18 protein-coding genes are annotated in these 14,599 nt (G+C 64.6%); 15 read left to right on the top strand and 3 right to left on the bottom strand.

The features are described from left to right. Window positions 1–77: 77 nt before the first annotated feature. The 3 genes from AACI_RS09990 (at window position 78) to sigK (ending at window position 2,767) form a co-directional block, all read left to right on the top strand. Window positions 78–1,058 (top strand): hypothetical protein, encoded by a 981-nt coding sequence (locus AACI_RS09990; protein WP_245530542.1) that lies wholly within the window; start codon window positions 78–80, stop codon window positions 1,056–1,058. A 24-nt stretch (window positions 1,059–1,082) separates the two neighbouring features. Next, entirely contained in the window at window positions 1,083–1,889 is an 807-nt protein-coding gene (locus AACI_RS09985; RefSeq protein ID WP_012811305.1) for a class I SAM-dependent methyltransferase, read from the top strand. Between the two features lie 158 nt (window positions 1,890–2,047). After that, window positions 2,048–2,767: an RNA polymerase sporulation sigma factor SigK gene (gene sigK / locus AACI_RS09980; RefSeq protein WP_012811304.1), complete on the top strand. Its 720-nt coding sequence runs from the start codon at window positions 2,048–2,050 to the stop codon at window positions 2,765–2,767. Window positions 2,768–2,794: 27 nt separating this feature from the next. Here the strand turns inward: sigK and AACI_RS09975 are convergent, their stop codons facing one another. Next, window positions 2,795–3,289 carry a hypothetical protein gene (locus tag AACI_RS09975; protein WP_012811303.1) on the bottom strand — a complete coding sequence of 165 codons (495 nt, stop codon included), beginning with the start codon at window positions 3,287–3,289 and terminating at the stop codon, window positions 2,795–2,797. A 146-nt stretch (window positions 3,290–3,435) separates the two neighbouring features. Here AACI_RS09975 and AACI_RS09970 point away from each other — a divergent pair, with 146 nt between their 5' ends. Genes AACI_RS09970 through AACI_RS09940 form a run of 7 tightly spaced genes read left to right on the top strand, consistent with a single transcriptional unit; the run spans window position 3,436 to window position 8,371 of the window. Further along, window positions 3,436–3,993 carry a YqeG family HAD IIIA-type phosphatase gene (locus tag AACI_RS09970; protein WP_081442638.1) on the top strand — a complete coding sequence of 186 codons (558 nt, stop codon included), beginning with the start codon at window positions 3,436–3,438 and terminating at the stop codon, window positions 3,991–3,993. Then, window positions 3,986–5,176 carry a ribosome biogenesis GTPase YqeH gene (gene yqeH / locus AACI_RS09965; RefSeq protein ID WP_012811301.1) on the top strand — a complete coding sequence of 397 codons (1,191 nt, stop codon included), beginning with the start codon at window positions 3,986–3,988 and terminating at the stop codon, window positions 5,174–5,176. The genes AACI_RS09970 and yqeH overlap by 8 nt, the downstream gene beginning before the upstream one ends. Then, window positions 5,173–6,024: a shikimate dehydrogenase gene (gene aroE / locus AACI_RS09960; RefSeq protein WP_012811300.1), complete on the top strand. Its 852-nt coding sequence runs from the start codon at window positions 5,173–5,175 to the stop codon at window positions 6,022–6,024. The genes yqeH and aroE overlap by 4 nt, the downstream gene beginning before the upstream one ends. Next, window positions 6,017–6,730 carry a nicotinate (nicotinamide) nucleotide adenylyltransferase gene (gene nadD / locus AACI_RS09955; protein WP_012811299.1) on the top strand — a complete coding sequence of 238 codons (714 nt, stop codon included), beginning with the start codon at window positions 6,017–6,019 and terminating at the stop codon, window positions 6,728–6,730. Before aroE ends, nadD begins: the two co-directional genes overlap by 8 nt. Further along, window positions 6,676–7,263, top strand: a complete 588-nt coding sequence (gene yqeK, locus AACI_RS09950; RefSeq protein ID WP_012811298.1) for a bis(5'-nucleosyl)-tetraphosphatase (symmetrical) YqeK — start codon at window positions 6,676–6,678, stop codon at window positions 7,261–7,263. Before nadD ends, yqeK begins: the two co-directional genes overlap by 55 nt. Window positions 7,264–7,292: 29 nt before the next feature. Further along, on the top strand, window positions 7,293–7,646 hold the full coding sequence (gene rsfS, locus AACI_RS09945; protein WP_012811297.1) for a ribosome silencing factor: 354 nt from the start codon (window positions 7,293–7,295) through the stop codon (window positions 7,644–7,646). 2 nt (window positions 7,647–7,648) lie between these two features. After that, the gene (locus AACI_RS09940) at window positions 7,649–8,371 is read left to right on the top strand and encodes a class I SAM-dependent DNA methyltransferase (RefSeq protein WP_012811296.1); all 723 of its coding nucleotides are present in this window, start codon (window positions 7,649–7,651) and stop codon (window positions 8,369–8,371) included. A gap of 22 nt (window positions 8,372–8,393) precedes the next feature. Here AACI_RS09940 and mntR read toward each other — a convergent pair whose 3' ends face one another. Next, window positions 8,394–8,843: a transcriptional regulator MntR gene (gene mntR, locus AACI_RS09935; RefSeq protein WP_245530540.1), complete on the bottom strand. Its 450-nt coding sequence runs from the start codon at window positions 8,841–8,843 to the stop codon at window positions 8,394–8,396. A 190-nt stretch (window positions 8,844–9,033) separates the two neighbouring features. On the opposite strand from mntR, the gene AACI_RS09930 reads away from it, so the two are divergent. The 5 genes from AACI_RS09930 (at window position 9,034) to AACI_RS09910 (ending at window position 14,205) form a co-directional block, all read left to right on the top strand. Further along, window positions 9,034–9,978, top strand: a complete 945-nt coding sequence (locus tag AACI_RS09930) for a ComEA family DNA-binding protein (protein WP_148213779.1) — start codon at window positions 9,034–9,036, stop codon at window positions 9,976–9,978. Beyond that, window positions 9,975–11,495: a ComEC/Rec2 family competence protein gene (locus AACI_RS09925; protein WP_012811293.1), complete on the top strand. Its 1,521-nt coding sequence runs from the start codon at window positions 9,975–9,977 to the stop codon at window positions 11,493–11,495. The genes AACI_RS09930 and AACI_RS09925 overlap by 4 nt, the downstream gene beginning before the upstream one ends. A 114-nt stretch (window positions 11,496–11,609) precedes the next feature. Next, entirely contained in the window at window positions 11,610–12,791 is a 1,182-nt protein-coding gene (locus AACI_RS09920) for an NAD(P)/FAD-dependent oxidoreductase (protein ID WP_245530538.1), read from the top strand. A 61-nt stretch (window positions 12,792–12,852) separates the two neighbouring features. Then, window positions 12,853–13,863 (top strand): DNA polymerase III subunit delta, encoded by a 1,011-nt coding sequence (gene holA, locus AACI_RS09915; protein WP_012811291.1) that lies wholly within the window; start codon window positions 12,853–12,855, stop codon window positions 13,861–13,863. Between the two features lie 39 nt (window positions 13,864–13,902). Continuing rightward, complete coding sequence (locus AACI_RS09910) at window positions 13,903–14,205, top strand: small, acid-soluble spore protein, alpha/beta type (protein ID WP_012811290.1); 303 nt, start codon at window positions 13,903–13,905, stop codon at window positions 14,203–14,205. Between the two features lie 13 nt (window positions 14,206–14,218). On the opposite strand, the gene rpsT is transcribed toward AACI_RS09910, so the two are convergent. Then, on the bottom strand, window positions 14,219–14,506 hold the full coding sequence (rpsT, locus tag AACI_RS09905; RefSeq protein ID WP_008337166.1) for a 30S ribosomal protein S20: 288 nt from the start codon (window positions 14,504–14,506) through the stop codon (window positions 14,219–14,221). Between the last annotated feature and the right edge of the window lie 93 nt (window positions 14,507–14,599).

Below are 14,599 nucleotides of genomic sequence, written 5' to 3'. Positions count from 1 at the left end.
GCGAGAGGTGGCGCTTCGCACGCCTCACCCTCGGGATTTCAGTGGTGGACCTTTCTCGTGTTTGCTATGATAGGCGCATGAAGAGGAAGAAACTTCTGGGTATCTATCGGCAGGTTCGGGCGGACATTCGCCGGACGTGGACGGACTGGACGCACTGGGTGCCGCGTGCGGTCGCGGCTTTGGCGATTTTGGTCGTCTACCTTCCGCTCGCGCACGGTCCGCTTGTCATTCGCCTGTACTACGAGGCGATGGTGCTCGCGGAAGCTGCCGTGGTGCTCGTTCTCAGCGGGCGCGCGGGGCATCGTCTCGCGCCGTATGTGAGTATCGCCGCCATGCTGGCGTGCCTCGGGCTCCTGTTTGCCGGCGACACGCCGCCCAACCACGCGACGGATCTGTTATGGCCCATTCTGGGGTACGTCGCCGCCGTGCTGCGCCCGCACGACGTGGCGAACACCGTCCTGTACGTGATCCTCGGCCTGTCGTTGGTGTTGACGACGCGACTGACGCCGATGGAAGGCGCCATCGCGGGGTTCGCCATCGTGATGCTGTATTTCGGCGTGCGCGCAGCGCGTTTGCTCGCCGAATCGCGCCGGAATGAGAAGGCGTGGAAGCAGTTCGCGGTGCTCGGCTGGCGTCAGGTGGAAGAGGAGATCGAGCAGAAGGTCGGGCGAGCGGAGCATGGCGGAGGCGGCGTCGCGCACGCAGATGCGTTGCGTCGAGAGGCCGAATCGCTCATGCGCGGCGTTCCTTGTCATGTGCGGGAGGAGCCTGTGTTTTCCTCGCGGGACTGGGTCCAAACGAGCGCCATGCTGCGCTTCGTGTGCAGGACTGCCGCGGCGTTCGAGCGGATGCCGGATCGAACGGAGATCCACGGCATGGACGGCGGCCTCGAATTCCACCTTGTTTATGAACGCGGCGGCCCGGATCCCGAACGGCTGCTCGAGGCGTTCGAGTGGTTGACGGTGTGGGATGGATACCTGCGCTTCGCGGACGAGGAGGATGTGATGCGCGCGGTGATTCGCATCCCTCTTCGCGAGCCGGACGAGGCTGGAACATGATGGTCGCGCGAAAGGCGGTGCCCGATGAGGCGTGAAACCCTCGCGCTCCTGTGCGATCCCGTGCATGGCGAGCCGCTCGAGTTCGTGGCGTATCCGCGCCCCGCGCTGCGCTCCATCGCGAACGGATCCGAGTATCCCATGGTGCATGGGATCCCGATATTTGCTGCGCAGGCGGCGGTCGTTGGAGCCAACGCCCATTATCAGAAGCTGTACGATCGCATTGCTCTGGTTTACGATCTCGCCAACGCCTTCAGCTTCTGCCTCCGATCGGGCGGCGAAAAACAGTATCGGGCAGACATCCTGCGCGAGCTCGAGGTCCGCCACGGCGACCGCGTGATCGAAATTTCGTGTGGCACGGGTCGCAACCTTCTCTTTCTGAATCGTTCGTATTCAAGATTGGAACTGTACGGACTGGACCTCTCGCTAGGCATGTTGCGCGTCTGTCAGCGCGCGTGTCGGAGGGAGGGAGCGGAGATCCGGTTGTTTCAAGGTTTAGCGGAGGCGCTGCCATTTCGCGATCATACCTTCGATGTCGTGTTCCACGTGGGGGGAATCAACTTTTTCACCGATCCCGCGCGTGCCATGCAGGAGATGATCCGCATTGCCAAGCCGGGAACGAAGGTTGTGGTGGTGGACGAAACCGAGCGGAAGGTCCGGAGCACTTACGAGCGAGTTCCGTTCGTACGGCGCTGGTTCCAAGACCGCCGCGAGCCCGTGGAGATACCGATCCACGCGGTGCCGAAGATGGTTGAAGACGTTCGCGTGCAGGAGCTCGACGGGGGCAACATGTACTGCTTGACCTTCCGAAAGCCGCGGGGGGCGGATGACTAAGCGCCTACGTGAAAAATGGATCCATTTGGATGTTCACGTTTCTTCAATGAGCCTGTGAAAGATTTGGTCCGGATTCTGATGGGCTTCACCGTAGCAGTTTTCCTGTCCCCTCCGCATAAAGCTTTAGATGCAACGCATCCAGGCTGGAGGTGGACCAAGTGCCCGGCTTGCTCACGCTGCTGGCGCTCGTGTTCAAGGACGTCTCGCTGTTTGTCTCGTATGTCAAGCAGGGCGCTTTTCCTCACCCGCTGAGCCCCGAGGAGGAAGAGCGCGCAATTCGCGACTACCTCGCGGGCGACGCCGACGCGCGCAATCGCCTCATCGAGCACAACCTGCGCCTCGTGGCGCACCTGGCCAAGAAGTACGAGTCGTCCGGCGAGGAGATGGACGATCTCATCTCCATCGGCACCATCGGGCTTATCAAGGCGGTCGAGAGCTATCGGCCCGACAAGGGCACGAAGCTCGCGACCTACGCCGCCCGCTGCATCGAGAACGAAATCCTCATGTACCTGCGCAGCAGCAAGAAGCATCGGCGCGACGCCTTTTTGTCTGATCCCGTCGGCACCGACAAGGACGGCAACGAGATGACGCTCGCGGACCTTTTGGGTTCCGATCCGGACGACGTGATCGACGCCGTGGATATGTCCTGGGAGAAGCAGAAGATGTTCGAGTGCCTGCCGCTTCTCGCGCCGCGCGAGCGGGAGGTGCTGTGCAAGCGGTTTGGGCTGCCGGACGGGGAGGAGCGAACGCAGCGGGAGATCGCGAAGGAACTCGGCATTTCGCGCAGCTACGTTTCGCGCATTGAGCAAAAGGCCATTGTGAAATTGTACGAAAACATGCGCCAGCGAAAACCTGCCGGCTCGGGCGCAGACGCGTAGTGCGGGCCCGCCAAGCTTCGGCGGGCCTCACGCGCGCGCCGCGAAGATGCGCTCAAACGGGAAGACGAAGAGCGAACGGTGTTGCGACATCCATTCACTCGGATGCGGCGCGTAGGTGAGGAGCACCTGGCGATGCTCGTCAACCGCACGGTATCGCTCGCTCAGTTGGCCGAGATACGGCTGGATGGCTTCTTCGTACGCCATGCGCGCCGGTTGCCACCACTCCGCGAACAGGGTCCACGCGGATTCAAAGGCGTCATGTCCCATCGGCGAGTCGGTGAACAGAAGGCGCAGCGGATCTTCCAATCCCGCGAGACAGCGGCCATCGACTTCGGCCGCGCCCAGGCGGCGAATCTCCTCGAGTTCCTGTTGCCAAACGCGCGCAAAGCGCTCGTGCGCATCCGATTCGGCCCCATGTGCGTTTTTGGACCAAGGGCTCTGCGAATGTGTGCGGAGCCGCCATATATACAGGATGAAATTGAGACTGGCGGGAAACGCATAGGTGACGGTCCACGTGGACATCTTCCTCACCTCCGCGAGCGAAGAGGACAAGCCGGCGTCCCGAAACCTCGGTCGGCGCGGGAACGCATCCCTGGCGCGGGTATCTACGCGTATGGTATCATATCCAACTGTTATCGAAGGGCACGGACAACGAACGACGAAATTGGGTGAGAAGCTTGGCCTGGCTCTCGCGGCTCATGCCGGACGAGTACGTGGCGTCCATTTACGAGATCGATCTCGACGCCCTGTGGCGGCGGGGGATTCGCCTCATCCTGACGGATCTCGACAACACGCTGGTGCCGTGGAACCACCCCGACGTGCCGTCCGAGCTCACCGCGTGGTTGCGCGACGTGCACGCGCGCGGTTTTCACGTGTGCATCCTCTCGAACAACGGCGAGGATCGCGTCGGATCGTTCTCCAAGCTGTGTGGCGTTCCGGCGGTCTCGGCGGCGGGAAAGCCGAAGTCGCGCGGGTTTTTGGAGGCGCTCCGCCGCTTCCAGATGCCGCCGGAGGCCGCTGCGATGGTGGGCGATCAGCTTTTCACGGATATCCAGGGTGCGAAGCGTCTGGGGCTGTATGCCATCCTGGTGCTTCCGCAAAATCCGGTGGAGTGGTGGGGCACCAAGATCTCGCGCATGGCCGAGCGGGTGGTGTTGCGGCGGTTGGAAGCGCGAGGGCTCAGGCGCCCCGAGCCTGCCGCGGACAGGAGGCGTTTCGATGACTGACACCCGAGTGTGTGTGGGATGTGGGGCACCGCTCCAGTCGACGGACGAGCGGATGCCGGGGTACGTGCCGGAGAGCCACTTGGAGCGGGAAGATGTGCTCTGCCGGCGCTGTTTTCGCATTCGCCACTACGGCGATTTTACGCCCATCGCCGTGGACGAAGAGACGTACCAGCGACAGGTCGCGGCCATCTTCGATCGCCCCGGGCTCGTGCTGTACGTGGTCGACGTGTTCGATCTCGCCGGAAGCCTCATCCCGAGCGCGCGGCGATTCGTCGCGTCGAGCGACGTGATCGTCGTGGTCAACAAGGTGGATCTTCTGCCGACCGATGTGGGCTATGAGGCGCTCGCGGACTGGATCCGCGGCGAGGTGCGCGCGACGGGCGTGGAGCCGCTCGATGTGGCGTTCATCAGCGCCGAGAAGCGGCGCGGCGTCGACCGGCTCGTGGATCGCGTCGCGCGGGAGACCAAGCGGCCGGTGTACGTGATCGGCATGGCCAATGTGGGCAAGTCGACGCTTCTCAACGCGATGGTCGAGCGGCTGTCGGAGCGGAAGCAGCCATTCACCGTGTCGCGCAGGCCGGGCACGACGCTCGCCATGTCGCGACTCGAGATTGAAGGGCCCTACGGCCGCGTGGAACTGTTTGACACGCCGGGGCTGATGTACACGTCGCGCGTCATCGAGCGGCTGTGCGGCGACTGTTTGAAGTGGGTGGTGCCGCGGACGCGCGTGCGCCCGCGCGTGTACCAGTTGAACCCGGGCCAGGCGCTGTTTCTCGGCGGCTTGGTGCGCCTCGAGACGTTGGGGGGCGAGCGCCAGGGCATTGTGCTCTATGTCTCGAACGAGCTCCCGGTGCACCGGACCAAGCGGGAACGGGCGGATCAGTTTTTTGCGGATCACCGCTACGACATCCTGAAGGTCCCGTGCGAGGCGTGCGCGGATGCGTTCGCCGATCGGCGCTCCTGGCTCGTCGCGGCGCCGCCGCGGCGCGACGCCGATTTCTCTTTGGGCAAACGGGGCGGGGATATCGTCCTGCCCGGGCTCGGCTGGATCGCGTGGACGGGCCGCAGGACGCTGGCGCGGATTGAGGCGCCTGCGTGGCTCACTGTCTCCATGAGGCCGAGGCTCGTCGGCGTTCTCGCGCACCGCGTGCAACACCCGCAGGCCGGGGGTGACGGGCCGTGAAGCTGTTTGGCGTGATCGGCAAACCGGTCATGCATTCCCTGTCGCCGGCCATGATGAACGCCGCGTTTCGGGCGCAGGGCGTGGACGCGGTGTATCTGCCGTTTCAGGTGGAGCCGGGCGATCTCGTCGATGCGCTGCGCGGCCTGCGCGCCATCGGCGCGGTGGGGATCAACGTGACCATTCCCCACAAGCTCGGCGTGTACGACTGGGTGGATGCGCGCACGGAGGCGGCCGAGATGGCCCGGGCGGTCAACGTCGTCCGCTTCACCCCGACAGGCGCTGTGGGGCACAACACGGATGTGAGCGGATGGTGGGCGTCCGTCGCGCCGTTTTTGGGCGAGGGCTCGCTCAAGGTGGCCATTCTCGGCGCGGGCGGCAGCGTGCAGGCCATCCTCACGGCGCTCGCAAAAGAGCGGCCGGGCAGCGAGGTTCTCGTGTGTTGCCGCAGGCCCGAGCAGGCCGAGGCGCTCGCGGCGCGATATTCCGACTGGCTTTCCGTTCGTCACGTGGCCTCGCCGGATCGGCACGAGGCCATCGCGCGGGCCGATCTCGTCGTGCAGTGCACGCCCATCGGCATGTGGCCGCGGGGGGAGGAGTCGCCGGTCGAATCCCCGGAATGTTTTCAGCCGCATCAGGTGGTGCAGGACATCGTCTATCGGCCGCTTCACACGGTCTTTCTTCGCCAGGCACAGGCGCGCGGGGCGAAGATAGTGGATGGCGCCTCGATGCTCATCTGGCAGGGCGTCAAGGCGTACGAGTGGTGGCTCGAGCGCGAAGCGCCCGTCGAGGTCATGCAGCGCGCGGTCTACGAGGCCCTCGAGCGAGAAGAGGCGAACGGCCATGGGTGAAGAGGCCGTGTGGTATACTGAGGCAAACGGCGAACGGACATCGGAGGCGGCGCGGAGGCGCATCCTGCTGTTCGGCGGTACGTTCGATCCGCCGCACGTCGGCCATTTGACGATGGCTCAGATTGCCTACGAGCAGGTGGGTGCCGACGAGGTGTGGTGGATGCCGGCCGCGAAGCCGCCACACAAGGCCGAGATCGACGTGGACACCTTCGCATGGCGGTTTCGCATGGTGGAGGCGCTGATTGGCACGAGGCGGCACATGCGCGTCACCGACGTGGAGAATCGCCTGCCGAAGCCGTCGTACACCGTCGACACCCTGCGCGCGCTCATCGCCTGGTATCCGGAGGTCGAGTTTCTCTTCCTCCTCGGCGCAGACAGCCTGCAACACCTTCCGGAGTGGCATGGCGCGGAGGAACTCTGCGAGATGGTGCGCTTTGTCGTCGCGCGCCGACCGGGTTACGACTTCGACACGGCCGCGGCCAGCGCCCGCGCGCGTCTCCCCCACATTCGGATGGACGTGATCGACATGCCCATGCTCGACGTGTCGTCCACGTGGGTGCGAGATCGGCTGGACCGCCATCTCGACGTGTGTGGCCTTGTGCCCGATCCCGTGCTCGCGATCTGGCGCCAGGGCCCGGAAGGAGGACGAGGATGGAGCGGGGGAACGTCATCCATGATCTTCGGCAGCGCCTCGCCCAGTCGCTGACGCCGATGCGCTACCAGCACGTGCTCGGCGTCGTGGAGACGGCCGTGGCGCTCGCTCGGCGGTTTGGGGCGCCCGTGCTTGACGCGGAGCTCGCCGCGTGGCTTCACGATCTCGCGCGGGAATGGCCTCATGACCGGCTCCTCGCCTACGTACGCGATCGAAAGCTGGACGTGCCCGCGGCCTGGCTCGAGGCACCCATCCTGTTGCACGGTCCGGTTGCCGCGGACGTCGCGCGCGTAGAATACGGTGTGGAGGATGCCGGCGTGTTGAACGCGGTGTACTACCACACCACCGGCAGGCCCGGCATGGGCGCGCTCGAGATGGTGCTGTTTGTGGCGGACGCCATCGAACCGTCGCGGGACTACCCGGGCGTGGAAGACATCCGCGCGCTCGCCGAAAAAGATCTCAAGGCAGCCGCCTTGGCGAGCCTCGAATCCACGCTCCGGTACGCGCTCGATCGCGGCTTTTCCATCGATCTCACGACTGTGAACGCGCGAAACGAATTGCTGAACGAAGTGCGCCGGAAGGCGTGACATTCGCTCTATCCGAGGGAGGCATGTGCATGAATCCAAACGTCGAGCAAATCGCTCGCCGAGCTGCGACGGCCTGCTTGGACAAGAAGGCCACCGACGTCGTGGTGATGAACGTCCAGGAACTGACGCCCTTGGCGGACTACTTCGTGATTTGTTCCGCGAGCTCGCGCCCGCAGGTGGAGGCGGTGGCCCGGGCGGTGCGGGACGATCTTGCCGAACTCGGCGTCACCTGCCGCGGCATCGAGGGGCTGGACGAGGCGCGCTGGGTCTTGCTCGACTTTGGCGACGTGGTGGTGCACGTGTTTCGGCCTGAGGAGCGGGAGTTTTATCACCTCGAGCGCCTGTGGGGCGACGCCGAGTGGATTCCCATCGAGGCCAACTGACGATGGCGTACGAAGATCTCGCTGCGTTTTATGACGAGTTGATGGGCGATGCGCTCTACGACGCATGGCGGCAAGCGCTCGCCCCACATCTCTCCTCCGTTCGCGTGGCGGTGGATCTCGGCTGCGGCACGGGCAGGATGGCCGCATGGCTTGCGGAGCGCGCCGAGCGCGTCTACGCCGTGGACCGGTCGCCGGAGATGCTGGCCGTCGCGTTTGACACCTGGGGCCACCTGTCGAACGTGCGTTGGTTGGAATCGGATCTGTGCGATCTCGCCCTTCCCGAGGCCGCGGATTTCGCGCTCGCGTCGACCGACGTGTTGAACTACCTCTTGACGCGCGACGAGTTGGAACGCGCGCTCCAGCGCGTTCGGGCATGCGTGCGCCCGGGAGGAAGGTGGGCGCTCGACACCCTCGGCCCGCGTCGGCTACAACAGCTTCGCGACGGCGCTTGGCACGACGTGCGCAATCATCTCGTCATCGTGCACGAGACCGAGGTCGAAGGCGAGACGATTGTCCATCGCGTGTGCGGATTTGTCGGGATCGAAGAAGATGGAGAGCTCTATCGCCGGTTTGACGAGGAGCACGTGCAGCGGTACTGGGATGCGGCAACGCTCGCCGACCTGTTCGACCGGACGGGGTGGGAGGTCGTGGAGGCTCAGGGCGACTTCGGGGAATGCCCGGTGGACCAGGCGGATCGCGTCGTGTGGATGCTGGAACGGCGGTGACGGTCCGCCATCGCCCATTGGCTCACGGCGACGACCGCTCGCTCGACTGCTCTCGAAACGCGAGGAACGAGGACAAAACGTCGGGATGGGACTGCAGGAACAGCACGAGCGACTGCAGTGCCTCCAGGGTGGCGGGGCTCACGTGGTGTTCGATGCCCTCGACGTCCTTCTGCAGCGTGTCCTCCTGGACGCCGAGCATGCGCAGAAAATCCGCCAACATGGCGTGCCGCTCTTTCATCAGCCGCCCCATCTTATGTCCTCTCGCAGTGAGCACAATTCCCCGGTACTTCTCATAACTCACGTACTCGTTTTCGTCGAGCTTCTGCAGCATCTTTGTGACGGAACTCGGCTGTACGGCCAGGGAGTTGGCGATGTCCGAAACGCGCGCATACCCCTTTTCGTGAATGAGTTCATAAATCTTCTCCAGGTAGTCCTCCATGCTGGGTGTGAGCAACGCGTTCAACCTCCCCATACCGATGCCTCGATTGTACACGACCCCGGAAAGGCTCGGCAACGCCCCTTCTCAGGCAACATATTCAACGTCCGCTGCGAATTCCACCGATCTCTCCGAAGTCGAGAGGAACTGATCCTCTAGCAAACAGGTGTTCGCCATCCGAGCAGCGAATCTCTGGGGCATGGATGTCCGTGGGGAGGGATGCACGGTGGCGAGTTCCGTGCGTGAAATGGGAGGCGAGCACCGAGTGAAGGATGCCGCGGAACCGCGGCGAGAAGCGTTCTGGGGCGAAGACGACGCGGGATGGGGATTGGCTGAAGATGAAGGTCACTTGCCCGTGTGGACGGGCGAATCCATGGAGACGGAGGCAATCGGCCGTCACGAGGGTCGCGCGTCGTTCTTCGCTCGGCTGCGTTCCTCGGCGCGCTATCTGCGCATGGTTCTGCTCGTTGGGTTGGCCGCTGGCGCGGCATGGTTCGCGTCCCGGCAGGTGACGATGAGCAGCTCTGCGTTGCATTCGGCTCCGTCGACGTCGGAAACCCAGAGCGCGGTCGTGCAGGGGACGGACGCTGAAGCCGCGAACACGACGACGTTGCAGGTGGATGTACATGGAGACGTGCGGCATCCTGGCCTCGTCACGCTGCAGGAGGGCGCGCGAGTCCGCGACGCCATACGCGCCGCGGGTGGCTTTCTGCATGCCGCGGATGCCGCGGACGTGAATCAGGCGGCGCTGGTCTGGGACGGCGAAGAGATTGACATTCCCGCGGCCACAGCGGTGGACGCGGCGTCCCAGCCGCAGTCGGGCGTGCAGGACGTGGGCCTGGCGCTTGCCGCGGCGAGCCCCTCGGGGCACGAGGTGAGCACGACGTCGCGGGACGGCACGGGAGGTCGCGCGCGCAAACACGCCCTCACGGCGGGGCAGAAGATCAACATCAACACCGCGGATCTGGAGACGCTCGAGACGCTGCCTGGCGTCGGTCCCAAGCGCGCAGCGGCTATTCTCGCCTATCGCCAAGCGCATGGCCCGTTTCGTGACCTTGAAAGCCTTCGTCACGTGAAGGGGATCGGCGAGAAAACCTTGGCCAAGTGGAAGGATCTCATCACGTTCGGGGCACCTGGCGACGCATCGAGCGCGGGCCGTCAAGCGCCGTGACCCGCACTCGCCTCCACGCGTGCGCCATCGTCGCGTTTCTCGCCGGCGAGTGGTCGAGATACGTCTGGGGGTGGCGCGCGGTGGGCGCCGCGGCGGCGGTGGCGGGGTTGGCGGTCGGGTGTCTCGTCTGGTACCGGGACCGCCGTTCGCTCCTTGTCACCGCCGCGAGCCTCGCGTGTGGCATCGTCGTGGGGACCGTCTGGGCCGCGCGGCAGCCCGCGCACCCATCCGCGCCGCCCGGCGCGAGAGACGTGATCGCAGGGGAAGTGCAAAGCGTCAAGGTGACGCATCGCCGCACGGAGATCATCCTGGCGGTGCGTCGCGAGGGAGAAGGCGCCCATCCGTGTCACTATCAGGCGCTCGTGTTCGTCGAACGCGGGCCGCGTGTCGACGCGGGGCAATGGGTGGAGGCGGACGGCGCGTTCGTCGCGTCGGATCGGGCGCCAACGGCGATGGACATCCTGTCGCCGTTGGAGCTCTTCGACGGGCGGATACGGGTGCTCCATCGCGCGCCAAGCTTCGGCGAACGCGTGACCTCCTGGATGGCATCGGGCATGGAGGATGTTTCCCCTGCCGACGAGCGCGAGCCCATCCATCTTGCGTTGTCCATGGTCTTTGGAGACGCGCAGGGCAGTTTGCCGCAGGGCGTCTCTTCGGACTTCCTGGCCGCCGGCGTGACGCATCTGCTCGTCGCCAGTGGATCCAACGTCGGTTTCGCGCTCGACATGGCCGCCATTCCGTGGCAGCACTTGTTTGGACGCGCATGTTCACGCCAAAGGCGCCTCGTGTACGGTGCCTATGCCCTCTGCGTGGTCTGGGGATTCGCGCTTGTGTGCGGCTTTCAACTTGCGGTCTTTCGTGCCGCGTGCGGGGCCACGTATTCCATCGCGGCAGGGATGTGTGGGCGGCGGGTGCCCGGCTACACGGTCTTATGGTCGTCCGCGTGCATGGCGGGCGTGCTGGACCCGGCAGACCTTTTGACACCGAGCATGCTGCTGTCGTTTTACGCCGCCTTCGCGGTCTGTGAGGCGGACGCACTATGGCATCGAACCTGCTCGGGGCGGTGGGCACGCGCAGAGGAAGCGCGCGCGTCCGTGGCCCATTGGGTGCGGCGAGTGGGGGCCTCGCTCGCCCGGGCGTTCATCCTCACGGCCGTCGTGGATGCCTACATGGTGCCCGTACTGTGGTGGATGTTTCGGCAGTGGACCCCGTACGGGGCGCTTTCCACCGCCATCCTCGAGCCGACCGTCGAGGTGCTGATGCCTGTCATCGTCCTGTGGAGCCTCATGGCGGGCGTCGCCCACGCCTGGCCGTGGCCTCCTATCGCGTGGTGCGCCGAAGGGATGAGTCGCGTCGGCGGTGCCGCGATGTCCGCCGTCTTGTGGTTTGTCCATCTTGTCGCCTCCTGGCACGGCAGTCTACGTTCGCTCGCGCCCGTGCCGTTCGCGGGTGCATGCGCGCTCGTGCTCGGTCTTGTCGCTGTTGCACACGCCCGCGTCCCGCAGAGGCGCGGATGAGTGGACTTCGACCACCGTTGTGCTATGATTGTGCGATGGAAGTGTTCGGTCCGGCATGGCGCGATCGGACATGAAAAGAAAGACGAAGCAAACTGGGAACTGGAGAGGACGCACATGAGCAAAATTGTGATTGCTGGCGCGGGCTACGCAGGCATGATGGCGGCGGCCTATCTGGACAGGCAGGGGATCCCGTTCACGCTCGTCAACAACCATGATTACCACTATCTAACGATTCTGTTGCACGAGGTGGCCGGCGGGCGGGACGTCGGCGACAAATACAAGATCCCCATCAAGGAAGTCCTGAGGAATGACTCGTCCGAGCTCGTGGTGGCGACTGTCACCGGGATTGATCGGGAGCGGCGCGTGCTGAAGACGACCGAGGGCGACATTGGGTACGATTACCTGATCTACGCGCTGGGGTGGGTCTCGGAGTACTTCGGGATCAAGGGCCTGAAGGAGTACAGCCTGAGCATCACCAATCTCGATTCCGCGGTGGAGATTCGCCGCCACATCGACGAGCAGTTCAGGCTTTACAAACAGGACGGCGACGAGCGCCACCTGCGGATTGCGCTCGGCGGCGCAGGGCTTACGGGCATCGAGCTGATGGGAGAGCTGTTGGAGTATCTCCCGAAGCTCTGCAGGGAATTGGACATCCCGTGGGAGAAGGTCGACGTTCAGTGCATTGAGGCGATGCCGACCATCCTCCCGATGGTCGCGGAGCACCTGCGGCCGTATGTCGTCGAAACCATCACGAAGCGCGGGGGCAAACTCCGCACCAATGCCAAAATCAACGAGGTCACGGAGGGCGTCATTCACCTCGACGGTGGGGAAAAGGTCGAGGCCGGGACCATCGTGTGGACCGGCGGCGTGCGCGCCAACCCCATCCTGAGCGAGGCCGGGTTCACGGTGGACCGCCGCGGCCGCGCCAAGGTCAACGCGTATCTGCAATCGGTCGATGACGAGCAGATCTTCGTCGCAGGGGACAGCGCGTGGGCGGAGGACGAAAACGGCAGACCCTATCCGCCGACCGCGCAGAACGCGGAGCAGATGGGTCCGCTTGCGGCGAAGAACATCCTGTTGCGGGAGCGGCGCCGCGAGATGCAGCCCTTCAAACCGCGCGATTGGGGCACCCTCTGCTCGCTCGGGTCGGAGGTGGGCGTCGGCAGCTTCCTCGGCGTGCCCATCAAGGGCGTCATGGGCGCGTTGGCGAAGGAAGGGAGCAAGGCCAAATACCTTTGGGAGTTGGGCGGCCTGCGCCTTGCCGGCAATCACGCGAAGGAAGTCGTGCGCATCTGAAACCCAACATCCTGTCGCGCCTCTCGGATCGGGTATACTCGATCCGGGAGGCGCATTTCGTTTGGACATCTTTGACGCGGTCGATCACGTGACGCAGGCAGGCCTAGCCTCGGTATACCTCCTGTACGGGAGCGAAATCGGGCTGTTTGACTGGTTTTGCGACGAATTGATCCGAAATCATCAGGTTTCCTCCATGCTCCGCTTCGACTACCAGGAGGACGGCTTTGAGCCGGCCGAGATGGAGTTGTGCTCCTACTCGCTTCTGGGAGACAGGCCCCTCGTGTACGTTCGCAACGCGACAGCGTTCACGCCCGAGGGCCGATCCGGCCCGGACGCGGATCGCTTGGCAGCCTATCTCGAACAGCCGGTTTCAGGTCGAACGCTCGTGCTTTCGGTTCCATCCGACAAATTGGACGAGCGGCGCCGCGTGACAAAGCTTGCGAAGCGCCACGCAGTGATTGCGTGCCCTGTGCCCAGTCGCGATCGCGACGCGATGGTGAGGCTCGAGCGCCTGGCGCGATCGAAGGCGGTCGTCATCGACAAGGACGCGCTGGCGGAATTGTGGCGTCGCACGCAGTCGCTGACACTCGCCATGAACGAGTTCGACAAGCTTCGGGCATACGCAGGCGGGGGCCCGATTACGCGCGATCACGTCCTGGAACTGGTGCCGATGCAGGCCGAGGACAGCGTGTTCACGTGGATCGATTGGGCGGTTCAGGGCCAGGTCGCCTCCGTCTTCGAGGCATTAGATGGGCTTGCGCGCCAAGGATACGACGCGTTCTCGCTCATCGCCCTCTTGGCGCGTCAGGTTCGGCTGATGGCCTTCGCGAAGGGAGCTGCCAACTTGGAACAGCGAGCGAAAGAGCTTGGCGTCCACCCATACGCCCTGCGCACGGCCGCTCGACAGTCCGCGCGCTTTCCGGAGCGTAAGCTTGCGAGACTCGTGCGCGTGCTCGCGGATGCGGAGTGGGACGTGAAGCGCGGGCGCTTGGCACCCGAGGTGGCGTTGAATCTCGTGCTCATGGAACTCGCACACGCGGCGAGTACGACGCCGCGCAACCGGGCACAGTAGCGGAAAAGACCTGCATAGAGGTTCAGGGAGGCGATTCGGTTGAACGACAGAGGTGTGCCCACGGTGAACGTGATCGGCCCGGACGGAACGCTCCGTCAGGTGCCGTGGACAGCGCCCGAAAAGCCGTCCGCCGCCAAGCTCGTGGCGGATCGGCTGGGCGTGGCCTATACCGATGGGGGAGAAAATGGCGGGATCACGGCCAAGGAGGCCGGGGAGATTGGGGGTCATCTGGGCGGTCCCATGGTCGCCAAGCTGGTGGCACTGGCGAAGCGCGATCTCGCCCATAGCCATGTGGAACGGCTGATGCAAAAACAAAAAGCGACTCCCGAGAGTCGCCTTTGAGGTCGGCGCGCAGTTACGCCTGCTGCGCCTGCTTTTCGTTCAGCAACGCGTTGAATCGCTTCGCGAGGCGGGACTTTTTGCGCGCGGCGGTGTTGCGGTGGATCACGCCCTTGGTCACCGCTTTGTCCAAAGCGCGCAGCGCCGTGCGGAGCCGGGCCTGCGCCTCTTCCACGTCCTGCGCCGCGAACGCCGCTTCGAACTTGCGGATATGCGTGCGCAGCGCCGACTTGATGGAGCGGTTGCGCAGCGTGTTGCGCTTTGTGATCAACACCCGCTTCTTTGCGGATTTGATGTTGGCCATGATGTCACCTCGCTTCTCACAACTCGCCGACGCATCGGCATGGAAACCGGGCCGGGCGGCAATCTACAGACGACAGAGAGTGTAACACATCCT

Source organism: Alicyclobacillus acidocaldarius subsp. acidocaldarius DSM 446 (assembly GCF_000024285.1).
In the GTDB taxonomy this organism is placed as follows: domain Bacteria; phylum Bacillota; class Bacilli; order Alicyclobacillales; family Alicyclobacillaceae; genus Alicyclobacillus; species Alicyclobacillus acidocaldarius.
The sequence above is the reverse complement of the archived record's forward strand: the minus strand, read 5'-3'. Positions and strand labels throughout refer to the sequence as shown.